We start from the raw sequence: 20,991 nt of genomic DNA on the forward strand, positions 1-20,991 counted from the left end.
ACGGCGGTACGTCCAGTACGAGCCGTGGTCCGCCGTCTTGCGATGCACCGCACCGGACACCGCGACCCGGCAAACCTTTCCGGCCACGGCACTAGGCGAAGCCCCGGCCGGGCGCGTCGGCGGTCGGGTAGTCGTACGCGGGCGCGTGTGCCGGGGCCGCGAGGTCCGGGCGCCAGGCGCGCAGGACGGCGGCCGAGGGCGCGTAGAGCGCCGCGGGGATCTCGACCGGTGCGAACCACTGCCAGGACACGATCTTGTGTGGCTCGGTGACCGTCGGGACGCCCCGCGCCGCCGTGGTCACGGCGGCCGCGGTCAGGCGGGTCACGCCGGTCTTCGCGTCGATGTGGACGGCGAGGATCCGGACGGCCTCGGGTGGCGTCCGCAGGTCCGTCTCCTCGGCGAGCTCGCGGGCGGCGGCCTGCTCGAAGCCCTCCCCGGGGTCGACCTTGCCGCCGGGGAGTTCCCACCGGCCGTCGTGAGCCTGCCCGAGCAGGATCCGGCCGTCGGGCCCGACGACGACCAGCCCGACGCCGACCACGGCGTTGGGCTGCGGGGCCGCGCGCTCCGGACGCTCGGGTCGGGCCGCGGGTGCGGGGGGTTCGGCGGGGTCGGTCATGTCCGTCCTTCCGGTGGGGTGGCGGCCGGCGTGGTCCGGGCCTCCTCGTCGGCCGTGGGACCAATGTGCCGCTCCGGCAGGACGCCTTGTCAAACGGAGCACGCGGACTTCGGCGCGGTTCCGGCCGCGGCCGGTCCGCTCCCGCTCCGTGCCGGCCCCGGAGCGCGACGGTCGCGGTCTACTCGGTGCCGGTGCCGGTGCCGGTGCCGGTGCCGGTGGGCGCGGGGGGCGGGCTGAGGACCTCGGCGAGGTCGTAGCCGACGACCTCCTCCAGCTGCGCGTAGGTGCAGCTCTCCGGCTCCCGGTCGGGCCGCCAGCGGGCGAACTGGGCGGTGTGCCGGAAGCGGTCCCCCTCCATGTGGTCGTACCGCACCTCCAGGACCCGCTCCGGCCGCAACGGCACCCACGACAGGTCCTTCTTCCCGGTCCAGCGGCTCTGCGCACCCGGCAGCCGGGCGCTCTCGTGGGCAGACTCCTGCGCCCAGGCGGCCCAGGGGTGCTCCTGGACCTCCGGCATGCGCAGCGGTTCGAGCTCCTCGACCATCTCCGCCCGGCGCTTCATCGGGAAGGCGGCGCACACTCCGACGTGCTGGAGCGCGCCCTGGCCGTCGTACAGGCCGAGGAGGAGTGATCCGACGATCGGACCGCTCTTGTGGAAACGGAAACCCGCGACGACGACGTCGGCCGTACGCTCGTGCTTGATCTTGAACATCAGGCGGGCGTCGGGCCGGTAGGGGAGGTCGAGGGGCTTGGCGACCACACCGTCGAGCCCGGCGCCCTCGAACCGCTCGAACCACTCCTGGGCGAGCGCCGGATCGGTGGTCGCGGGTGCGAGATGGACGGGGGGACGAGCGGTGGAGAGGGCCTGGACGAGGGCGCGGCGCCGCTCGCCGAGCGGGGTGTCGAGGAGAGCGTCGTCGCCGAGCGCGAGCAGGTCGAAGGCGACGAAACTCGCCGGGGTGGACCCGGCGAGCAGGGTGACCCGGGACTGCGCGGGGTGGATGCGCTCGGTCAGCCGGTCGAAGTCCAGGCGCCCGCCGCACACGATGACGATCTCTCCGTCCACGACGCACCGGCCGGGCAGGTTCTCCTTCAGCGCCGCCACCAGCTCCGGGAAGTACCGGGTGAGCGTCTTGCCCGTACGGCTGCCGATCTCGACCTCGTCGCCGTCGCGGTGCACGATGGCCCGGAAGCCGTCCCACTTGGCCTCGTACTGCATGCCCGGCGGGATCTTCGCCACGGACTTGGCGAGCATCGGTTTCACAGGGGGCATCACCGGCAGGTCCATAGCTGGAATTCTGCGGTGGTACGTCCGGCCCCGCCCGGTATGCGCACCCGGCCGGGCCCGCCTACCGTGGCGCACATGGGTGCTGCCGGTAATGCGATCGAGCTGGACGCGGGCGGGCGGACGGTCAGGCTGTCCAGCCCCGACAAGGTGTACTTCCCGGAGCGCGGGCTCACCAAGCGGGACGTGGCCGAGTACTACCTGGCGGTCGGGCCCGGGATCACCCGGGCCCTGCGCGACCGGCCCACGACCCTGGAGCGCTTCCCCGAGGGGGTGGAGGGCGAGTCGTTCTTCCAGAAGCGCGCCCCGAAGAACCTCCCCGACTGGATCCCGACCGCGCACATCGCCTTCCCCAGCGGTCGCGCGGCCGACGAGATCTGCCCGACCGAGCCCGCCGCCGTCCTGTGGGCCGCGAATCTGGGCTGCCTCACCTTCCACCCCTGGCCGGTGCGGCGCGAGGACACCGACCGGCCCGACGAACTGCGCATCGACCTCGACCCGCAGCCCGGCACCGACTACCACCACGCGGTGGCGGCCGCCCATGAGCTGCGCGCGCTGCTGGAGGAACTGGGCCTGCGCGGCTGGCCCAAGACCTCGGGGGGCCGGGGCCTGCACGTCTTCGTGCCCATCGCGCCTCGCTGGACCTTCACCGAGGTCCGGCGGTGCGCGATCGCCCTCGGCCGTGAGCTGGAACGCCGGATGCCGGGCAAGGTCACGACGGCCTGGTGGAAGGAGGAGCGGGGCGAACGCATCTTCGTCGACTACAACCAGACGGCGCGCGACCGCACGATCGCCTCCGCCTACTCGGTCCGCCCGCGGCCGCACGCCCCCGTGTCGGCGCCGCTGCGCTGGGACGAGGTGGACGACGCGGAGCCGAGGGACTTCGACATCGTGACGATGCCGGCCCGCTTCGCCGAACTGGGGGATCTGCACGCGGACATGGACGACCACGCCTTCACCCTGGACACCGTGCTGGAGCTCGCCGCCCGCGACGAGCACGACAACGGCCTGGGCGACATGCCGTACCCGCCGGACTACCCGAAGATGCCGGGGGAACCCAAACGCGTCCAACCGAGCCGCGCGAAGCAGGACGACGGCGCGGGCGGGTAGCCGCCGGGGACCGCGTCCGGCGCCCTCGCGTGGGGGCCGGGGCCGGTCGGGGCCGCTGATCCGTCGAGAATGGGCCCGGGGTGGACCCATGACGTGGGAGCCCCGCGACTGGAAGGACGGTAGGCGATGGTCGCGTACGTCGTCATCCCCGGGATCGACGGTTCGGACGAGCAGCACTGGCAGAGCCGGTGGGAGGCCCGGTGGGGAGCCGCCGCGGCCCGGACCGCGCCGGCCTCCTGGAGCGAGCCGGACCTGTCCGACTGGACCGCCGCGGTCCAGACCGCCTACGAGAGCGTTGCCGGGCGGGACCGCCAGGTGGTGCTGGTGGCGCACAGCCTGGGCTGCTGGGCCGCCGCCCACTGGCTGGAGCAGGCGCGGCCCGAGGGCGTCGCGGCCTTCCTGGTCGCGCCCCCGAACCCCCGGGGGCCGGCCTTCCCGGCCCGTGCCGCCGCCACCTTCCTCGATCCGCCGATACGTCCGCTGCCGTGCCGGAGCATGGTGGTGGCCAGCGACGACGACCCGTACTGCGACGCTCCGGCGGCCGCCTCGTTCGCCCGGGGATGGCAGGCGGAGCTGCACCTCGTGACCGGCCACGGGCACATCAACTCGGGCAGCGCCCTCGGCGACTGGCGGACCGGCCGGGAACTGCTGGACGGCCTGGTCGACGCCTGACCCGGGCCCGCTGTCAGTGGCGGATGGGAGGCTGGTCCTCGGGGAGTGCCCGCAGGGTGTTGATCAGGCGTTGATCGGACGTCCATCGGCGGCGGCGAGGATCACCGGCATGTCGATGAACACCACCGCAGCCGCCGCTCCCGCCTGGTACGACCTGGCCCTCTGCGCCCAGACGGGACCCGGTTTCTTCTTCCCGGAACCCGGTTCGTCACTGCGCGACGCGAAGCGGCTGTGCGGGGCGTGCGAGGGGCGGGCGGCGTGCCTGGACTACGCCATGGCCAACGACGAGCGCTTCGGTGTGTGGGGCGGCCTCTCCGAGGCCGAGCGCCTCGCCCTGCGCACCAGCCGCTGACCGCACCGACTCCGACACAGCCGTGCGCCCCGGCCGGAGCACGGGCTCCGGCCGGGGCGCACGGTGTGGCGGTACGGAGTGGTACGGGGTGGCTCAGGCCTTGCGGGCGGCGATCCGGGCCGCGCGCGCGGCCAGGCGCTCGTCGAACTTGCGGGCCTCGGAGTCCAGGCCGTTCATGAACAGGCCGAGCTCCTCCTGGGCCTTGCGGCCCTCGGGGCCGAGACCGTCGATGTCCATGATCTTGAGGAAGCGGATCACGGGGCTGAGTACGTCGTCGTGGTGGATCCGCAGGTTGTAGACGCCGCCGATCGCCATCTGCGCGGCCATCCGCTCGAAGCCGGGCATGCCGTGGCCGGGCATCCGGAAGTTGACGACGACGTCCCGGACGGCCTGCATGGTGAGGTCCGGGGCGATCTCGAAGGCCGCGCCCAGCAGGTTGCGGTAGAAGACCATGTGCAGGTTCTCGTCCTGCGCGATGCGGGCCAGCATCCGGTCGCACACCGGGTCGCCGGACTGGTGCCCGGTGTTGCGGTGCGAGATGCGCGTGGCGAGCTCCTGGAAGGCGACGTACGCCACCGAGTGCAGCATCGAGTGCCGGTTGTCGGACTCGAAGCCCTCGGACATGTGCTGCATCCGGAAGGCTTCGAGCTTGTCCGGGTCCACGGCGCGGGAGGCCAGCAGGTAGTCGCGCATGACGATGCCGTGGCGGCCCTCCTCGGCCGTCCAGCGGTGCACCCAGGTGCCCCAGGCGCCGTTCCGGCCGAAGAGCGAGGCGATCTCGTGGTGGTAGCTGGGGAGGTTGTCCTCGGTCAGCAGGTTCACGACCAGCGCGATCTTGCCGATCTCGGTGACCTTGGACTGCTCCGGGTCCCAGGCCTCGCCGTCCTCGAAGAATCCGGGGAAGTTCCGGCCGTCGCTCCACGGGACGTACTCGTGGGGCATCCAGTCCTTGGTGACCGTCAGGTGGCGGTTGAGTTCCTTCTCCACCACCTCTTCCAGCGCGAACAGCAGCTTGGCGTCCGTCCACGCCTCCGAGCTGCCGAGGTGGGGAGAGGCGATCGTCACGGGTACTCCTGAGTGCAAAGCGAATTACCTACGGTTCCGTAGCCTACGGAGTCGTAGGTTAAGCGCGACATCAAGGTGAGGCCAAGCCCCAGGCGTGCCTATGTCCGGTTACCTGTAGTTATCTATGCAGTTTGAGGGGCCCTGAGAGGGGAAGCCCGGCCTGAAAGTCATGCGACCAGGTGGCGCGCCGCCCCCGCCTTGACGGCGGGAGGCAGCACGCGGAGGGCAAAGTTCCGGTGTTCGCGGCCCGCCTCGGCGACGGCCGCACCGTCAGTGCCAGAGGGTCGCCCGCACCTCCTCGGCCGTGGTCGGCCGCAGCTCGCCGTCCAGCAGCAGCCAGCGCGTGATCCCGATCGACTCCAGGAACGGCACGTCGTGACTCGCCACGAGGAGCGCTCCCTCGTACGACTCCAGCGCGTCCGTCAGCTGCCGCACGCTCGCCAGGTCGAGGTTGTTCGTCGGCTCGTCCAGCATGAGCAGCTGCGGGGCCGGCTCCGCGAGCAGCAGTGCCGCCAGTGCCGCCCGGAACCGTTCGCCGCCCGACAGGGTGCCGGCCGGCCGGTCCGCCCGGGTGCCCCGGAAGAGGAAGTGCGCGAGCCGGGCCCGGATCACGTTGTTGGTGGCCTGCGGGGCGAACCGGGCCACGTTCTCCACCACCGTGCGGTCCTCGTCCAGCACGTCCAGCCGCTGCGGCAGGAACCGCGTGGCCACGTGCGTCACCGCCGTCCCCGAGGCCGGAGCCGGCAGTCCGGCGATCATGCGCAGCAGGGTGGTCTTGCCCGAACCGTTGCGGCCGACCAGTGCGATCCGCTCCGGTCCGCGCAGCTCCCACTCGCCCCGCACGGCGGCGCCGTGGGCGAGCTCCACATCGGCCAGGGTCAGCACGCGCCGGCCGGGCGGCACGCGGGTGGCGGGCAGTTCGACGCGGATCTCGGCGTCGTCGCGCACCGCCTCCTCCGCCCGGTCGAGCCGCTCCTTCGCCTGGGTGAGCTTCTCGGTGTGCATGATCCGGTGCTTGCCCGCCGATTCCTGCGCCGACCGCTTGCGTGCGCCCATGACGATCTTCGGCTCGCGCTTGTTCTCGAACATCTTCTGCCCGTACCGCTTGCGCCGGGCCAATTTGACCTGTGCGTCGATGAGTTCGCGTTTCTGGCGCTGCACGTCCGCCTCGGCGACGCGGACCATCCGTTCCGCCGACTCCTGCTCGGCCGCGAGCATCTCCTCGTAGGCGGTGAAGTTGCCTCCGTACCAGCGCACCTCGCCGTCGCGCAGTTCGGCGATCTGGTCCACCCGCTCCAGCAGCTCACGGTCGTGGCTGACCAGGACCAGCACGCCGGTCCAGGATTCGACCGCCTCGTACAACCGGCCCCGGGCGCGCAGGTCCAGGTTGTTGGTGGGCTCGTCCAGCAGCAGCACGTCGGGACGCGCGAGCAGCAGGGCCGCCAGGCGCAGCAGTACGCACTCGCCGCCGGACAGCTCGCCGACCGTACGGTCCAGCCCGACGCGGGCGAGCCCGAGTTGGTCGAGTGCGGCCAGGGCCCGCTCCTCGACGTCCCAGTCGTCGCCGACGGCGGCGAAGTTCGCCTCGGTGGCTTCGCCGGCCTCGATGGCGTGCAGGGCGGTCCGGGTGGCGCGGATGCCCAGCGCCTCGTCCACGCGGAGCGCGGTGTCGAGGGTGACGTCCTGCGGGAGGTGGCCGACCGTGCCCGCGACCGACAACTGGCCCTCATTCGGGGTCAGTTCACCGGCCATCAGTTTCAGCAGGGTGGATTTTCCGCATCCGTTGAGCCCGATCAGGCCGGTGCGGCCGGGGCCCACGGTGAGCTGGAAGCCGTCGAGGACGGGGGTTCCGTCGGGCCAGTCGAAGGACAGGTCGGAGCAGGTGATGAAAACAGGGGCATGGCTCATGGAGGCCTCCAGGTTGCGTGAGTGGTGCGTGCAACGCGGGGAGACAGCCGACGGGGCGGCGACGCGGGTGGTCGCGGTGGTCGGTGTCTCGAACCTCAGACGAGCAATGTCCTACTCCGTTTCGGCGGCAATGGGCCGTTCACGAAGCTACGGGCGGCCGGAGCCGCCCGCAAACGAATAACGCGACGAAGGGGAGCCGACGGGTGTGCGGGCGCAGGTGCGCGCGGTCAGCAGGTGTCGCGCATCAGCTGCGCCAGGCTCTGGTCCACGTCGAGGTAGAGGTGCTCCATGCCGGGCGGGACGACGCTCGCGGCCCGCTCCAGGAAGCGCTGCAGCTCGGCCGTCAGGAGCAGGACGATCGCGACGCCCTCGGGCGCGTGGAACTCGATCGTGGTCCGGTCGCCGTCGTAGGGGCGCACCCGCACGTCGCCGTGGCCCGCGGGGCCGCTGAGCCCCGACTCCAGCAGTTCGCGCGCGAAGGTCCACGAGACGGCGACGCCCTCCAGGGTGGCGGGGGCGGGGAATGTCATCCGGATGGCGAAGGGATCGGACCGCTCGTAGCAGAGAGTGACGGGAACGATCTCGATCTTCGGCGCGATGGCGACCAGACGGGCCTGCATGGCCTGCTCGATGACAGTGATCACGGCTCACTCCCTTGCGGCGGATCTGCTGCCGGGCAGTGGCTGACGCCCGGCAACCCGATAGACGCCGGAATCGGCAATTCCGTGCATGAGGGGTGACGTGACCTGTGTCACCGATTGGCCAGAAGTTGCCTGTGTGATCGCACAGAGTGACCAAAGGTCAGGTGCGAGCCAAGGACGGTCACCCGGTTCCCCGAGCGACCGGCCGCCGGAGAAGGGCTGGTTACCGCTCACTCCACAGGCCCAAGGCGCGGCTTTCCGGGGGCCGGAGGCACCCTGGACGGCGGATCCGCGGTGCGTTAGCTTCCGGCGCCATGAGACTTCTGGGAGCTGGACTCGGCGTCGGCATGTGCGGGGCACTTCTGGCGGCGGGGCTGCTGGCCGCGCCCGCCCACGCCGGGGGCGGGATGCCGGGGGGCGCGTCAGCGGCGGCGGCGGACCGTGGAAGCGCCGCGACCGCGGAAGACCTGGCCGGTGCCGGTGCCGGTGCCGGTACCGGCACCGGCACGGCGGATGCGGGGGCGGGGACAGGCCGGTTCGGCGTGGACTGGGCCCTGAAGGAGACCGGCACGGACTCGCGCTTCCGGGGCCTGGCGGCCGTCAGCCGGAACACCGCCTGGGTGGCCGGCTCCCGGGGGACTGTCCTGCGCACCGTGGACGGGGGCCGCAGCTGGCGGGACGTCTCACCGCCGGACGCGGTCGCGCAGGGACTGGAACTGCGGGACATCGAGGCCTTCGACGCCCGGCGCGCGGTCGCCCTGTCGATCGGTGAGGGCGAGGCCTCGCGGGTGCTGCGCACCGAGGACGGCGGCGCCACCTGGACCGAGACCTTCCGCAACCCCGATCCGCGCGCCTTCTACGACTGCCTCACCTTCTTCGACGCCCGGCACGGGCTGGCCATGAGCGATCCGGTGGACGGCAGGTTCCGCATCCTGTCCACGGACGACGGCGGGCGGACCTGGCGGGTGCTGCCGACCGCGGGCATGCCGGAGGCGCTGCCGGGCGAGGCCGGCTTCGCGGCGAGCGGCCAGTGCCTGGTCGGCGCGGGGCCGCGCGACGTATGGCTCGCCACGGGCGGGGGAGCCGCCGCCCGGATCCTGCACTCCTCGGACCGGGGCCTGAACTGGCGCGTCGCCGAGTCCACCCTCCCCGCGGGCGACCCGGCGCGGGGCGTGTTCGCCCTGGCGTTCCGGGACCGTACGAGGGGTGTCGCGGTCGGCGGTGACTACCGGACGGGGCAGCCGTCGCCGCAGGCGGCGGCGGTCACCTCGGACGCCGGCCGGACCTGGCGCCCGGCGGCGGCCCCGCCCCCGGCGTACCGCTCGGGCGCGGCCTGGTTCCCGTACAGCGCGGCGACGGCCCTGGCGGTCGGCCCCACGGGTACGGACCTGACGACGGACGGCGGGCACAGCTGGCGGCCGCTGGCGGCGGGCTCGTTCGACACGGTCGCGTGCGCGCGGGACACGGGCTGCTGGGCGGCGGGGGAGAAGGGGCGGGTGGGAAGGCTGGAGCGGCGGTGACCGCGGCCGGCGCGTCGCCCGCGGCCTACAGGGCCGGGTTCTCGCGGACCGCCGCAAGGTCCGAGGAGGTCTTCGTGGCGATGAACTCCGTGATGCGGTAGGCGCAGACGCCCGCCATCGTGAAGGGGTCCTCGGCCGCGATCCTCTCGACCTCGGCCCGCGAGACGCCGCCGGCCAGGATCACACCGCCGTCGCGGGGGATCTTGCGTCCCGACGCGAGGAAGACGCCGGACGCGTAGTAGCCGTCCAGCCACGCCATGTGGGCGTCCAACTGGTCTTCCACGGCTTCGATGGGCGCGGTGTAGGTGAGCTCCATGACGAACATGATCGCCAGGCTACTCTCGCCTCATCATGACGAGTGCGAAGACCCCCGCCGACGAGGCCGAGGCCCGGGCGATACAGGACGAACTGCGCCATCAGGTAGTGCTCACCGAGACCGGGCCGCCGCCCGGCGTGGGGCTGGTCACGGGGGTGGACGTCGCGTACGACGACGCGCGCGACCTCGTCGCCGCCGCGGCCGTGGTGCTCGACGCCGCCACCCTGGAGGTCGTGGAGGAGGCCACGGCCGTGGGGCACGTCAGCTTCCCCTACGTGCCCGGCCTGCTCGCCTTCCGCGAGCTGCCGACCGTACTGGCGGCCCTCGACGCCCTCACCACCGCGCCCGGACTCGTCGTCTGCGACGGGTACGGGCTGGCCCACCCCCGCGGCTTCGGCCTGGCCTGCCACCTCGGCGTGGTCACCGGGCTCCCGGTCATGGGGGTGGCGAAGAACCCGTTCACCTTCACCTACGAGGAGCCCGGAGCCCGGCGCGGTCACGCCGCCGCGCTGCGGGCCGCCGACGGCGCGGAGGTCGGGCGGGCGCTGCGCACGCAGGACGGGGTCAAGCCGGTCTACGTCTCCGTCGGCCACCGCGTCTCGCTCGACAACGCCTGCGCCCACGCCCTCGCGCTGAGCCCCCGCTTCCGCATCCCCGAGACCACCCGGCACGCCGACTCCCTGTGCCGGCGGGCCCTGCGCGAAGCGACGCGTTAGCGCGCGTCCGCCACCCGGAAGGTGATGCCGGCCTTCTGGAGGCGGGCGATGAGGGCGTCACCCATCGCGACGGCCGTCGTCAGCTGGCCGGAGACCTCCGGGAGGGCGTCGTGGGCCAGGCAGAGCGCCGACTCCGCCAGCATCTTCGCGGTCTCCCCGTAGCCCGGGTCGCCGCCCGCGACTTCGGTCAGGACGCGCCGTCCGCCGCCCTCGCCCACGAACCGCACGGTGAACCAGCTGCGCGCCCGCCGCTCCGCGTCGGGCCCCTGCCCCGGCTCCCAGCGGTCCATGAGCCAGCGCCGGGCGGGCGGGGCCTGTGCCAGGACCGCCGCCGCGCCGACCGCGGCCGTACCGCCCAAAGCGACGGGCAGGTGCTTGACGGAGGCGAAGTGGCGGTAGCGGAAGTCCGGGCCGTACCGCTCCAGGGCGGCCGCCGAGCGGGCGACGATCGTGGGGTCCAGCGTCGGCAGCGGAAGGGCCCAGGCGCCGGTCTCCCGGCTGTACCGGGGCGCGCCCACCGGGCCCCGGGCCCGGCGTCCGAGCAGCCGGGGCTCGTGCAGCCGGCGGGCGCGCGCGGCCGACAGGGTCTGGGGGCCCCGGCTGAGCGCGGTCAGAGCCGAGGCCAGGGTCCCGCCGGAGAAGAACGCGTTCGACCGCATGAAGCCGTCGACGGCGATCGCCACGCCCTCGGGCAGTTGGCGCACGGTGAAGTACGCGCCGAGGTCGGCCGGGATCGAGTCGAAGCCGCAGGCGTGCACGATACGGGCGCCGGTCTCGCGGGCGCGCGCGTCGTGTTCGACGTACATCCGGTCCACGAACTCCGGCTCGCCGGTCAGGTCCACGTAGTCGGTGCCCGCTTCCGCGCAGGCGGCGACCAGGGGCGCGCCGTACCAGACGTACGGGCCCACGGTGGTGGCCAGGACCCGTGTGGACGCGGCGAGTTCGCGCACGGCCGCGGCGTCCGAGGCGTCCGCCCGGAGCAGGGGCAGCTCCGCGTGGGAGGGATCGGCCGCGGCCAACCGCTCGCGCAGCCGCTCCAGTTTCGCGAGGTCGCGGCCGGCCAGGGCCCACCGGCAGCCGGCGGGCGCGTGCGCGGCGAGGTACTCGGCGGTCAGGGCCCCCACGAAGCCCGTGGCGCCGAACAGCACCACGTCGTAAGGCCGTTCCGTGTGGTCCTGTCGAACCGTCGCGTTCATGGCCGCTCCTCCCAGGTGGTGTCGGTGGCCGAGGCTAGTGCCGAGGCCGGAGGAAGTCACCGTGTCACGGCGCGCGGCACGGCGCCTCGCCGCGTTGTCAGCCATGACAGTACGTCCCGTACCCGTCGCGGCCCTGCGCCCCGCGAGGCACCGCACCCGATACCGCGACCCGGCAGACCCCTCCGGCCGCAGTGCCGGCGTGCGGCTCCCCGGGGGTGGCGCGGCAGGGCCGTCCGGCGAAACGACTAAACGACTAAGCGCTTGCTCTTGTGCTGCGTGGGCCGCGTTCCTAGCATCGCTGGTGTTACATCAGTTGTGTCACACAGTCGTATCACCGCGCGGACCGGAATGCTGGGGGCTCGATGGCAGTGACAGGGAACGGGTACGCGGACGCCGGCAGGCCCGGAGGGGGCCCCTCCGGCGACGGCCCCTCCGGCGGCGCCTCCGCCGGGCGCGGCCCGCTCGCCGGTGTGCGCGTCGTCGAACTGGCCGGTATCGGACCGGGCCCCTTCGCCGCCATGCTCCTCGCGGACCTCGGCGCGGACGTCGTACGGGTGGACCGGCCGGGCGGCGGCGGGCTCGCCGTCGACCCGGCCCACGACATCACCAACCGCGGCAAGCGGTCCGTCCTCGTCGACCTCAAGGCGCCCGGGGGCCCCGCCCGGGTCCTGGACCTCGTCGAACGGGCCGACATCCTCATCGAGGGCTTCCGCCCCGGAGTCGCCGAACGGCTCGGCGTCGGCCCCGCCGACTGCCACGCCCGCAACCCCGGGCTCGTCTACGGCCGGATGACCGGCTGGGGCCAGGACGGCCCGCTCGCCCGCACCGCCGGGCACGACATCGCGTACATCGCGGTCACCGGCGCGCTGGGCATGATCGGCAGCCCGGGTGAACCGCCGGCCGTTCCCGCCAACCTGGTCGGGGACTACGCGGGCGGCTCGCTCTACCTGGTCATCGGCGTTCTCGCCGCCCTCCAGCACGCCCGCGCCGCCGGCGCCGGCCAGGTGGTCGACGCCGCCATCGTCGACGGCACCGCCCACCTCACCGCCATGATCCACGGGATGATGGCGGCGGGCGGCTGGCAGGACCGGCGCGGGGCGAACCTCCTCGACGGCGGCTGCCCCTTCTACGGCACCTACGAGACCTCGGACGGCCAGTACATGGCGGTCGGCGCGCTGGAGCAGCAGTTCTACGACGAGTTCACCACCCTCCTCGGCATCCGGGACGGGGCCCCCGCCCGCAAGGACACCGCCCGCTGGGGCGAGCTGCGCGAGGCCGTCGCCACCCGCTTCAAGTCCCGCACCCGGCAGGAGTGGACGCAGGTCTTCGAGGGCAGCGACGCCTGCGTGGCCCCCGTGCTCTCGCTGCGCGAGGCCCCGCACCACCCGCACCTCGCCGCGCGCGGGACCTTCACCGACGTCGGCGGGATCATCCAGCCCGCCCCCGCGCCGCGCTTCTCGGCCACCCCGGGTTCGGTCTCCGGCGGACCCGCCCTGCCGGGCGCGCACACCGCCTCCGTAGCGGCCGACTGGGGCGTACCGGCCCTCCTGGACGACGCGCCGGACCGGCCGCGGGACACCCCGGCGGCACCGTCCGCGAAGGAGGGCTGATGGAGCTGTCCACGCAGCCCTTCCGGGAAGCGGGCGCCACCATGCTCAACGTCACGCCCGTCGGCGCCGAGCCGGCGCGGCTGGTCGAAATCGTCAGGAACTGGCTGTGAGGAGCCCATCGATGAAACGCCGGATCTTCGACGCCGACCACGAGGCGTTCCGCGAGACGGTACGCACCTTCCTCGCCAAGGAGGTGCTGCCGCACTACGAGCAGTGGGAGAAGGACGGCATCGTCAGCCGCGCGGTCTGGCGGGCCGCGGGGCGCCAGGGGCTGCTGGGCCTGGCCGTGCCGCAGGAGTACGGGGGCGGCGGCAACGCCGACTTCCGGTACGCCGCCGTGATCGCCGAGGAGTTCACCCGGGCCGGCGCCCCGGGTCTGGCCATCGGCCTGCACAACGACATCATCGGCCCGTACCTGACCTCCCTCGCCACCGAGGAGCAGAAGCGCCGCTGGCTGCCCGGGTTCTGCTCGGGCGAGACGATCACGGCCATCGCGATGACGGAGCCGGGCGCGGGCTCGGACCTCCAGGGGATCCGGACCACGGCCGAGGACCGGGGCGACCACTGGGTACTGAACGGTTCGAAGACCTTCATCTCCAACGGCATCCTCGCCGATCTGGTGATCGTCGTGGCCCGGACCACCCCGGAGGGCGGGGCGCACGGCCTGTCGCTGCTGGTCGTCGAGCGCGGCGCGGAGGGCTTCGAACGCGGCCGCAACCTCGACAAGATCGGCCAGAAGGCGCAGGACACGGCCGAGCTCTTCTTCCACGACGTACGGGTGCCCAAGGAGAACCTCCTGGGGGAGCCGAACGGCGCGTTCGGCCACCTGATGACCAACCTCGCGCAGGAGCGGATGGGCATCGCGACGGCCGCGATCGCCGCGGCCGAGTACCTGCTGGAGATCACCACGCAGTACGTCAAGGAGCGCGAGGCCTTCGGGCGGCCGCTCTCCAAGCTCCAGCACATCCGCTTCGAGATAGCGGAGATGGCCACCGAGTGCGCCGTCACCCGCACCTTCCTCGACCGCTGCATCGCCGACCACGCGGACGGCGAACTGGACCACGTCCACGCCTCCATGGCGAAGTGGTGGGCCACCGAGCTGCAGAAGCGGGTCGCCGACCGCTGCCTGCAACTCCACGGCGGATACGGATACATGACCGAATACCGGGTCGCGCGGGCCTTCACCGACGGGCGCATCCAGACCATCTACGGCGGTACGACCGAGATCATGAAAGAGATCATCGGCCGCTCCCTCCTCGGCTGACGCCGCACCCTCAGAAAGGCTTGACCAGTGAGCACCGAAGCGTACGTGTACGACGCGATCCGCACCCCGCGCGGCCGCGGCAAGGCCACCGGATCCCTGCACGGCACCAAGCCGATCGACCTGGTCGTCGGCCTCATCCACGCGCTGCGGGAGCGCAACCCCGGACTGGACCCGGCGACCATCGACGACATCGTGCTCGGCGTCGTCGGCCCGGTGGGCGACCAGGGCTCCGACATCGCGCGGATCGCGGCCATCGCCGCCGGGCTCCCGGACACCGTGGCCGGCGTGCAGGAGAACCGCTTCTGCGCCTCGGGCCTGGAAGCGGTCAACATGGCGGCGGCGAAGGTCCGCTCCGGCTGGGAGGACCTCGTCCTCGCGGGCGGGGTGGAGTCCATGTCCCGTGTCCCGATGGCCTCCGACGGCGGCGCCTGGTTCGCGGACCCGATGACGAACTGGGACACCGGCTTCGTCCCGCAGGGCATCGGCGCCGACCTGATCGCCACCATCGAGGGGTTCTCCCGGCGCGACGTGGACGAGTACGCGGCGCTCTCGCAGGAGCGCGCCGCCGCCGCCGTGAAGGAGGGCCGCTTCGCGAAGTCGGTCGTCCCGGTCACCGACCGCAACGGCCTCGTCGTCCTGGACCACGACGAGTTCATCCGCCCGGGGACCACCGCCGACAGCCTCGCCAGGCTCAAGCCGTCCTTCGCGGACATCGGCGACCTCGGCGGCTTCGACGCGGTCGCGCTGCAGAAGTACCACTGGGTGGAGCGGATCGACCACGTCCACCACGCGGGCAACTCCTCCGGCATCGTGGACGGCGCCTCGCTGGTCGCCATCGGCTCCCGCGAGGCCGGGGAGCGCAACGGCCTCGCGCCGCGCGCCCGGATCGTCTCGGCGGCCGTCTCCGGCTCCGAGCCCACCATCATGCTCACCGGACCCGCCCCGGCCACCCGCAAGGCCCTCGCCAAGGCCGGCCTGACCATCGACGACATCGACCTGATCGAGATCAACGAGGCCTTCGCGGGCGTCGTGCTGCGCTTCGTCAAGGACATGGGCGTCTCGCTGGACAAGGTCAACGTCAACGGCGGCGCCATCGCGCTGGGCCACCCGCTGGGGGCCACCGGTGCGATGATCCTCGGCACCGTCGTGGACGAACTGGAACGCCAGGACAAGCGCTACGGGCTCGTCACCCTGTGCGTGGGCGGCGGCATGGGCGTCGCCACCGTCGTCGAACGCCTGTAGGCCGTCCAGCCGCGCGGCGCGGCGAAGGCCCCGCCCGCCCCGCAGCGCCCGAGCCGGGACACCCGGCCCCCGCCCAGCCCTGCCGAACCAGACTTCCACGGAGAGACCCACCCCATGACCGAGACCCGTACCATCCGCTGGGAACAGGACGAGACCGGCGTCGTCACCCTGGTCCTCGACGACCCCGACCAGTCCGCCAACACGATGAACCAGGCCTTCAAGGACTCCATCGAAGCCGTCGCGGACCGCGCCGAGACCGAGAAGGACTCCATCCGGGGCATCGTCTTCACCTCCGCCAAGAAGACCTTCTTCGCCGGCGGCGACCTCAAGGACATGATCCGGCTGCGCCCCGAGCACGCGCAGCTCGCCTTCGACACGGGCACCGCCATCAAGCGCTCCCTGCGCCGCATCGAGACCCTCGGCAAGCCCGTCGTCGCCGCCATCAACGGCGCCGCCCTCGGCGGCGGCTACGAGATCGCCCTGGCCTGCCACCACCGCGTCGCCCTCGACGCGCCCGGCTCCAAGATCGGCCTGCCCGAGGTCACCCTCGGCCTGCTCCCGGCCGGCGGCGGCGTCACCCGTACCGTGCGCCTCATGGGCATCGCGGACGCGCTGCTCAAGGTCCTCCTCCAGGGCACCCAGTACACCCCTCGGCGCGCCCTGGAGAACGGCCTGGTCCACGAACTGGCCGCCACGCCCGAGGAGATGCTCGCCAAGGCGCGCGCCTTCATCGATGCCCACCCCGAGTCGGCGCAGCCCTGGGACGCCCCCGGCTACCGGATCCCGGGCGGCACGCCGTCCCAGCCGAAGTTCGCCGCCAACCTCCCCGCCTTCCCGGCCAACCTGAAGAAGCAGCTGAACGGCGCCCCCTATCCGGCGCCCCGCAACATCCTGGCCTGCGCAGTCGAGGGCGCGCAGGTGGACTTCGAGACCGCGCTGACGATCGAGGCCCGCTACTTCACCGAGCTGGTCACGGGCCAGACCGCCAAGAACATGATCCAGGCGTTCTTCTTCGACCTCCAGGCCGTCAACGCGGGCCGCAGCCGGCCCCAGGGCATCGCCCCGCGCCAGGTCCGCAGGGTCGCTGTGCTCGGCGCCGGCATGATGGGCGCGGGCATCGCCTACTCCTGTGCCCGCGCGGGCATCGAGGTGGTGCTGAAGGACGTCACCGCCGAGGCCGCCGCCAAGGGCAAGGCGTACGCGCAGAAGCTGCTGGACAAGGCCGTCTCCAGGGGCCGCACGACCGAGGCCCAGCGCGCCGAGCTGCTCGACCGGATCACCCCGACCGCCGACCCCGCGGACCTCGCGGGTTGCGACGCCGTCATCGAGGCCGTCTTCGAGGACACCGCCCTCAAGCACAAGGTGTTCCAGGAGGTCCAGGACGTCGTCGCGCCCGACGCGCTGCTCTGCTCCAACACCTCGACCCTGCCGATCTCCGGCCTCGCCGAAGGGGTGGCGCGGCCCGCCGACTTCATCGGCCTGCACTTCTTCTCGCCGGTCGACAAGATGCCGCTCGTCGAGATCATCAAGGGCGCCGGGACCGGCGACGAGGCCGTCGCCCGCGCCTTCGACCTCGTCCGCCAGATCAACAAGACGCCGATCGTCGTCAACGACTCGCGCGGCTTCTTCACCTCGCGCGTCATCGGCCAGTTCATCAACGAGGGCGTGGCCATGGTCGGCGAGGGCGCCGAGCCCGCCTCCGTGGAGCAGGCGGCCGCCCAGGCCGGCTACCCGGCCAAGGTGCTCTCCCTGATGGACGAGCTGACCCTCACCCTCCCGCGCAAGATCCGCAACGAGACCCGCAAGGCCTTCGAGGCCGAGGGCCGCCCGTGGGCGGAGCACCCGGCCGACACCGTCATCGACCGGATGGTGGACGAGTTCGGCCGCCCGGGCCGCAGCGGCGGGGCGGGCTTCTACGAGTACGACGAGAGCGGGAAGCGCTCCCGCCTGTGGCCCGGACTGCGCGAGCACTTCGCCAAGCCGGGGCACGAGATCCCCTTCGAGGACATGAAGGAGCGGATGCTCTTCTCCGAGGCGCTCGACACCGTCCGCTGCCTCGACGAGGGGGTCCTCACCTCCGTCGCCGACGCGAACATCGGCTCCATCATGGGCATCGGCTTCCCGGCCTGGACCGGCGGCGTGATCCAGTACATCAACGGGTACGAGGGCGGCCTGCCGGGCTTCGTGGCCCGTGCCCGCGAGCTCGCCGGCACGTACGGCGAGCGCTTCACCCCGCCCGCCTCGCTCGTGGCGAAGGCCGAACGCGGCGAGACCTACACCGACTAGGACCGCGCACGGGGAAGGCCCGCCGGTCCCGCACCGCGGCCGGCGGGCCTTCCCCGCGATTCGAACGCGCGTACCGCGCCTGGTTATGCTGCTGCGCGAGTGACGCCGTGCGGGTTCCGTGGCGTCGAGGGGCGAGTCGCAGGGGGAGAAGGCACACGTGGAGGTGAAGGAGAGCAGCGGCGAGGCCGCCGAGCTGAGGAAGCGCGCGCGGCAGCTGCGCGACTGCGCACGGGAGGCGCGGGCGCTCGCCGGCAGGCTCGGACCGTACTTGGACGACGCGGTCAAGCGGGCGACGCCCCGTGCGAGCAGCCTGTGGTCCGGCGGTGACGCGGCGGTGATCTGGCAGGGCCCGTTCGCCGACCAGTGCACCACCGTCCTTCAGAACCACCGGCAGTCGCTGAACGGCATGGGCGGCGCCCTGCAGGCAGACGCCACGCGCTGGGAGAACCAGGCCGCCGAACTCGACAAGCAGGCCACGGCGAAGGACAAGGCCGAAGCCGCCACGGGCGGCAACCGATGACCTTCAGGGGCTTCGACGCCGCCAAACTGAGGAGGCTCGCCAAGGACCTGGACGGTCTCGGGCAGAACAGCGGCCGCCTCCACACCCAGCTCGCCGCGGTCCTGACCACGGCTCAGCAGAACCTGCCCGCCGGGCAGTCGGCCTCCCGGAGCCCGGCCCTGCAGGACCTGGTCGGCGACCTGGTCCCCATGCCGTTCTTCGGCCGCCGGAGCCTGCCGGGCTCCCTCGGCGGTGAACTCGGCGAGATGCAGTCGTCGATGACCCGCCGGATCACGCAGCTCGAAGGGCTCCAGGAGCTCGCCCGCAAGGGGTACCCGGTCAGTGACAGCCTCCTCTTCCTGGACGAGGCGGCGCCCGACGCCAAGAAGATCGACGACGCGCTGCGCCGCCTGGAGGGTCTGCGCGGCACGGATTTCGGGGTGAACGGCAACCGCGACGACCTGGAGAAGATCGCCCGCGAGCTGGACGGGCTGACGGCTGCCGAGGCGGACGCCCTCATCGCCAAGGCGTCGCCCGAGGACCTCGCCTTCTTCAACCAGCTGGCCACCTGCACCGACGACTCGGGCTGGTCCCCGTTCGACAACAACGGGCTTCCGGAGAGCCGGCTGCGGCAGACCCTCGGAGGAATGCTCGCGAAGATCAGCCCGGAGAACATCGGCACGTTCCAGACCGCGTTCCCCGGCATCCAGCCGACCTTCACCAACACGGGCGCCTACGAGAGCGGCGGGAACAACCAGAACGGCCAGACCAACAACGGCATCCACTGGGCCCCGCCCTCGGACCCCCTGTTCAACAACGGCGTCTCGGCCGACGACGTCAACCAGCGGCAGTTCGGCGACTGCTGGTACGTCGCCTCGCTGGCCGGACTGGCCCAGAAGGACCCGCAGTTCATCCAGGACGGCATCAAGCAGAATCCGAACGGCACGGTCAGCGTGCGGGTCTGGGACAAGAACGGCTCGTACCAGTGGATCACCATGACCGCGGACCTGCCCACGGACCAGAACGGCAGCCCGATCAGCACGTACGGCAACGGCGAGACCTGGCCCGCGTACTACGAGAAGGCCTTCGCGATCGCCTACGCCGACGACGGTGACGGGGAGCGCGGCTACGGCGGGATCGAGGGCGACGACCCGAAGAAGTCCGCCCCCTACCTGACCGGGCAGGAGGGCCAGGACCTCAGGACGGGCGGCTTCCTGGGCATCGGCGAACACGACGACAAGAACCTGTCCTCGCTCAAGAACGCCTTCGACGCGGGCAAGGTCCTGACCGTCTCCACCCCGCCCGACGAGAGTCTGGCCAAGAACCACCCGAAGTCCTGGGACCCCTCGTACTGCACCAACCACGCCTACTACGTGCGCGGGTTCACGGACGACGGGAAGATCATCCTGGGCAACCCCTGGGGCACCGCCGGCTACAAGCCGATCGTCGTCTCCCAGGAGGAGTTCAACAAGTACTTCCAGAGCCCGGAGGCGTTCGATGTCCCCTGACGGCAGCACGGCCGAATCCGAACCCCGGAAGGTGAAGTACCCCTTCGAGTTCGAGGGCCGCTGGCCCCTGCGCTACCACGTGCCGTACGCCGTCGTGCACGAGGGCCGGACGTACCAGGTCCTGGCGGACCTCTTCGCCGAGCCCTCCGTGCACGGGCGGATCACGATCAGCCACGCCGGCGAACTCGTGGCGCGCCACGACGACCTCACGCCCGGGGACACGGTGGAGATCACCGGCGACACCTGGCGCGTCCGGGACGTCGAGTACCGCACCCGCGTGGTGCTCGTACGGGCGGCGGACCGCGGGGACGACGCCGGGGACGACGCCGGCGGGGACGCGGGGGACGGCCCCGGAAGCGGCCCCGGGGGCGACGGCCCCGGGACCGATGACGACCACGGCAAGGGAGCGACGGATGCACAGGCCGGCCGCTAGGCACGCCGCCGCGGCGGCGGTCACCGCGCTGCTGCTGACGGCATGCGGCACGCACGACGAGGCCGGCGGTGCGGACCCGACGGCGCCCGCGGCCCCGGCCCCGGCCGACAAGGGGCCGGTCTGCGTCGGCGAGGCCTCGAAGGACGGCGTGCGCCTGCTGCGCGGCGGCGGCTTCCGGCTGCCCGGCGGGGGAGGGGCGCAGTACGTCGCCGCGAGCGCCGACGGCACCACCCGTACCGCGGTCCTGCGCGAGGGGGCCGTGTACGAGGACGGCAGGCCGGAGCAGACGGTCACCCCCGGCCAGCAGGTCACGTTCGCGGGCCGCGCCTACACCGTGGGCCAGATCTGCTCCTACCGGGTCGTCCTGGAGCCGGCGGACGCGGGCGACCGGGCCGCCCTCGCCAAGGCGCCCGCGTCGATGAAGTCGACCGGTGGCGCCGCGGACGACGGGCTGTGCTTCACCACCGACCCCGCGGTGGCGGCCGCGGCGTCCAAGGGGTTCCCGGCGGAGGGCGGCATGCTGTCGATCCTCGCCAACGGCGGTGCGGCGCGCTTCCCCACCGGCCTGTCCCTGACGGTCGCGGCCGTCGACCCGCAGGCGGGAACGGCCCACTTCAAGGGCGTGTGCGCGGCCGTCATGGTGGCCGACTACGAGGACGTCCGGATCGGCGACACCGTGGAGCTCGCCGGTGCCCGCTTCGAGGTGGCGGAGCTGACGGAGCAGGCGGTGCGGCTGCGGCGCACGGCGTAGC

The 20,991-nt window shown here is 72.6% G+C and carries 20 protein-coding genes; 13 read left to right on the plus strand and 7 right to left on the minus strand.

Annotation, left to right across the window (positions count from 1 at the left end; translation table 11 throughout):
* Positions 1 to 91: 91 nt before the first annotated feature.
* Both ACFWUQ_RS16005 and ACFWUQ_RS16010 read right to left on the minus strand, forming a co-directional pair.
* Complete coding sequence (locus tag ACFWUQ_RS16005; protein ID WP_384538191.1) at positions 92 to 616, minus strand: NUDIX domain-containing protein; 525 nt, start codon at positions 614 to 616, stop codon at positions 92 to 94.
* Positions 617 to 794: 178 nt separating this feature from the next.
* Positions 795 to 1,904, minus strand: coding sequence for an ATP-dependent DNA ligase (locus tag ACFWUQ_RS16010; RefSeq protein ID WP_384538193.1), 1,110 nt, complete (start codon positions 1,902 to 1,904; stop codon positions 795 to 797).
* A 75-nt stretch (positions 1,905 to 1,979) separates the two neighbouring features.
* Between ACFWUQ_RS16010 and ligD the strand changes: the two genes are divergently transcribed.
* The 3 genes from ligD to ACFWUQ_RS16025 all read left to right on the plus strand — a co-directional run bounded on the left by ligD (position 1,980) and on the right by ACFWUQ_RS16025 (position 4,035).
* Positions 1,980 to 3,011 (plus strand): non-homologous end-joining DNA ligase, encoded by a 1,032-nt coding sequence (gene ligD / locus ACFWUQ_RS16015; RefSeq protein ID WP_384538195.1) that lies wholly within the window; start codon positions 1,980 to 1,982, stop codon positions 3,009 to 3,011.
* Between the two features lie 126 nt (positions 3,012 to 3,137).
* Positions 3,138 to 3,683: an RBBP9/YdeN family alpha/beta hydrolase gene (locus ACFWUQ_RS16020; RefSeq protein WP_384538197.1), complete on the plus strand. Its 546-nt coding sequence runs from the start codon at positions 3,138 to 3,140 to the stop codon at positions 3,681 to 3,683.
* A gap of 109 nt (positions 3,684 to 3,792) precedes the next feature.
* Positions 3,793 to 4,035: a WhiB family transcriptional regulator gene (locus tag ACFWUQ_RS16025; protein WP_384538198.1), complete on the plus strand. Its 243-nt coding sequence runs from the start codon at positions 3,793 to 3,795 to the stop codon at positions 4,033 to 4,035.
* Positions 4,036 to 4,128: 93 nt separating this feature from the next.
* Here the strand turns inward: ACFWUQ_RS16025 and ACFWUQ_RS16030 are convergent, their stop codons facing one another.
* From ACFWUQ_RS16030 to ACFWUQ_RS16040, 3 genes are all read right to left on the minus strand, one after another.
* Positions 4,129 to 5,100, minus strand: coding sequence for an acyl-ACP desaturase (locus ACFWUQ_RS16030; RefSeq protein ID WP_384538200.1), 972 nt, complete (start codon positions 5,098 to 5,100; stop codon positions 4,129 to 4,131).
* A gap of 270 nt (positions 5,101 to 5,370) precedes the next feature.
* The gene (locus ACFWUQ_RS16035) at positions 5,371 to 7,008 is read right to left on the minus strand and encodes an ABC-F family ATP-binding cassette domain-containing protein (RefSeq protein ID WP_384538202.1); all 1,638 of its coding nucleotides are present in this window, start codon (positions 7,006 to 7,008) and stop codon (positions 5,371 to 5,373) included.
* Positions 7,009 to 7,235: 227 nt separating this feature from the next.
* Positions 7,236 to 7,652, minus strand: a complete 417-nt coding sequence (locus ACFWUQ_RS16040) for an SsgA family sporulation/cell division regulator (protein WP_384538204.1) — start codon at positions 7,650 to 7,652, stop codon at positions 7,236 to 7,238.
* Positions 7,653 to 8,056: 404 nt separating this feature from the next.
* Here ACFWUQ_RS16040 and ACFWUQ_RS16045 point away from each other — a divergent pair, with 404 nt between their 5' ends.
* On the plus strand, positions 8,057 to 9,169 hold the full coding sequence (locus tag ACFWUQ_RS16045) for a WD40/YVTN/BNR-like repeat-containing protein (protein WP_384538279.1): 1,113 nt from the start codon (positions 8,057 to 8,059) through the stop codon (positions 9,167 to 9,169).
* A 25-nt stretch (positions 9,170 to 9,194) separates the two neighbouring features.
* Here the strand turns inward: ACFWUQ_RS16045 and ACFWUQ_RS16050 are convergent, their stop codons facing one another.
* Positions 9,195 to 9,494, minus strand: coding sequence for a YciI family protein (locus tag ACFWUQ_RS16050; RefSeq protein ID WP_384538206.1), 300 nt, complete (start codon positions 9,492 to 9,494; stop codon positions 9,195 to 9,197).
* A 26-nt stretch (positions 9,495 to 9,520) separates the two neighbouring features.
* Between ACFWUQ_RS16050 and ACFWUQ_RS16055 the strand changes: the two genes are divergently transcribed.
* Positions 9,521 to 10,201 carry an endonuclease V gene (locus tag ACFWUQ_RS16055; RefSeq protein ID WP_384538208.1) on the plus strand — a complete coding sequence of 227 codons (681 nt, stop codon included), beginning with the start codon at positions 9,521 to 9,523 and terminating at the stop codon, positions 10,199 to 10,201.
* Here ACFWUQ_RS16055 and ACFWUQ_RS16060 read toward each other — a convergent pair.
* Positions 10,198 to 11,397, minus strand: coding sequence for a saccharopine dehydrogenase family protein (locus ACFWUQ_RS16060; protein WP_384538210.1), 1,200 nt, complete (start codon positions 11,395 to 11,397; stop codon positions 10,198 to 10,200). The genes ACFWUQ_RS16055 and ACFWUQ_RS16060 overlap by 4 nt on opposite strands.
* Before the next feature lie 362 nt (positions 11,398 to 11,759).
* Between ACFWUQ_RS16060 and ACFWUQ_RS16065 the strand changes: the two genes are divergently transcribed.
* The 8 genes from ACFWUQ_RS16065 (at position 11,760) to ACFWUQ_RS16100 (ending at position 20,990) form a co-directional block, all read left to right on the plus strand.
* On the plus strand, positions 11,760 to 13,007 hold the full coding sequence (locus ACFWUQ_RS16065) for a CaiB/BaiF CoA transferase family protein (protein ID WP_384538212.1): 1,248 nt from the start codon (positions 11,760 to 11,762) through the stop codon (positions 13,005 to 13,007).
* A 121-nt stretch (positions 13,008 to 13,128) separates the two neighbouring features.
* Complete coding sequence (locus ACFWUQ_RS16070; protein ID WP_384538214.1) at positions 13,129 to 14,271, plus strand: acyl-CoA dehydrogenase family protein; 1,143 nt, start codon at positions 13,129 to 13,131, stop codon at positions 14,269 to 14,271.
* A gap of 27 nt (positions 14,272 to 14,298) precedes the next feature.
* Positions 14,299 to 15,513 carry an acetyl-CoA C-acetyltransferase gene (locus ACFWUQ_RS16075; protein ID WP_384538215.1) on the plus strand — a complete coding sequence of 405 codons (1,215 nt, stop codon included), beginning with the start codon at positions 14,299 to 14,301 and terminating at the stop codon, positions 15,511 to 15,513.
* A 114-nt stretch (positions 15,514 to 15,627) separates the two neighbouring features.
* The gene (locus ACFWUQ_RS16080; protein ID WP_384538217.1) at positions 15,628 to 17,799 is read left to right on the plus strand and encodes a 3-hydroxyacyl-CoA dehydrogenase NAD-binding domain-containing protein; all 2,172 of its coding nucleotides are present in this window, start codon (positions 15,628 to 15,630) and stop codon (positions 17,797 to 17,799) included.
* A 157-nt stretch (positions 17,800 to 17,956) separates the two neighbouring features.
* A complete protein-coding gene (locus tag ACFWUQ_RS16085) occupies positions 17,957 to 18,319 on the plus strand; it encodes a hypothetical protein (RefSeq protein ID WP_384538218.1) in 363 nt (120 codons plus the stop codon).
* Entirely contained in the window at positions 18,316 to 19,806 is a 1,491-nt protein-coding gene (locus ACFWUQ_RS16090) for a C2 family cysteine protease (protein ID WP_384538220.1), read from the plus strand. The genes ACFWUQ_RS16085 and ACFWUQ_RS16090 overlap by 4 nt, the downstream gene beginning before the upstream one ends.
* The gene (locus tag ACFWUQ_RS16095) at positions 19,796 to 20,239 is read left to right on the plus strand and encodes a hypothetical protein (RefSeq protein WP_384538222.1); all 444 of its coding nucleotides are present in this window, start codon (positions 19,796 to 19,798) and stop codon (positions 20,237 to 20,239) included. The genes ACFWUQ_RS16090 and ACFWUQ_RS16095 overlap by 11 nt, the downstream gene beginning before the upstream one ends.
* Positions 20,220 to 20,990 (plus strand): hypothetical protein, encoded by a 771-nt coding sequence (locus ACFWUQ_RS16100; RefSeq protein ID WP_384538223.1) that lies wholly within the window; start codon positions 20,220 to 20,222, stop codon positions 20,988 to 20,990. Before ACFWUQ_RS16095 ends, ACFWUQ_RS16100 begins: the two co-directional genes overlap by 20 nt.
* Position 20,991 lies beyond the last annotated feature (1 nt).

The organism is Streptomyces sp. NPDC058662 (genome assembly GCF_042716255.1).
Classification (GTDB): domain Bacteria; phylum Actinomycetota; class Actinomycetes; order Streptomycetales; family Streptomycetaceae; genus Streptomyces.

Bases quoted from the DNA above. Each gene is read 5' to 3' on its own strand.
- ACFWUQ_RS16010 (WP_384538193.1), bottom strand. From the start codon at position 1,904: ATGGACCTGCCGGTGATGCCCCCTGTGAAACCGATGCTCGCCAAGTCC.
- ACFWUQ_RS16090 (WP_384538220.1), top strand. From the start codon at position 18,316: ATGACCTTCAGGGGCTTCGACGCCGCCAAACTGAGGAGGCTCGCCAAG.
- ACFWUQ_RS16055 (WP_384538208.1), top strand. From the start codon at position 9,521: ATGACGAGTGCGAAGACCCCCGCCGACGAGGCCGAGGCCCGGGCGATA.
- ACFWUQ_RS16080 (WP_384538217.1), top strand. From the start codon at position 15,628: ATGACCGAGACCCGTACCATCCGCTGGGAACAGGACGAGACCGGCGTC.
- ligD (WP_384538195.1), top strand. From the start codon at position 1,980: ATGGGTGCTGCCGGTAATGCGATCGAGCTGGACGCGGGCGGGCGGACG.
- ACFWUQ_RS16065 (WP_384538212.1), top strand. From the start codon at position 11,760: ATGGCAGTGACAGGGAACGGGTACGCGGACGCCGGCAGGCCCGGAGGG.
- ACFWUQ_RS16020 (WP_384538197.1), top strand. From the start codon at position 3,138: ATGGTCGCGTACGTCGTCATCCCCGGGATCGACGGTTCGGACGAGCAG.
- ACFWUQ_RS16045 (WP_384538279.1), top strand. From the start codon at position 8,057: ATGCCGGGGGGCGCGTCAGCGGCGGCGGCGGACCGTGGAAGCGCCGCG.
- ACFWUQ_RS16060 (WP_384538210.1), bottom strand. From the start codon at position 11,397: ATGAACGCGACGGTTCGACAGGACCACACGGAACGGCCTTACGACGTG.
- ACFWUQ_RS16050 (WP_384538206.1), bottom strand. From the start codon at position 9,494: ATGTTCGTCATGGAGCTCACCTACACCGCGCCCATCGAAGCCGTGGAA.
- ACFWUQ_RS16025 (WP_384538198.1), top strand. From the start codon at position 3,793: ATGTCGATGAACACCACCGCAGCCGCCGCTCCCGCCTGGTACGACCTG.
- ACFWUQ_RS16035 (WP_384538202.1), bottom strand. From the start codon at position 7,008: ATGAGCCATGCCCCTGTTTTCATCACCTGCTCCGACCTGTCCTTCGAC.
- ACFWUQ_RS16100 (WP_384538223.1), top strand. From the start codon at position 20,220: ATGCACAGGCCGGCCGCTAGGCACGCCGCCGCGGCGGCGGTCACCGCG.
- ACFWUQ_RS16095 (WP_384538222.1), top strand. From the start codon at position 19,796: ATGTCCCCTGACGGCAGCACGGCCGAATCCGAACCCCGGAAGGTGAAG.
- ACFWUQ_RS16070 (WP_384538214.1), top strand. From the start codon at position 13,129: ATGAAACGCCGGATCTTCGACGCCGACCACGAGGCGTTCCGCGAGACG.
- ACFWUQ_RS16005 (WP_384538191.1), bottom strand. From the start codon at position 616: ATGACCGACCCCGCCGAACCCCCCGCACCCGCGGCCCGACCCGAGCGT.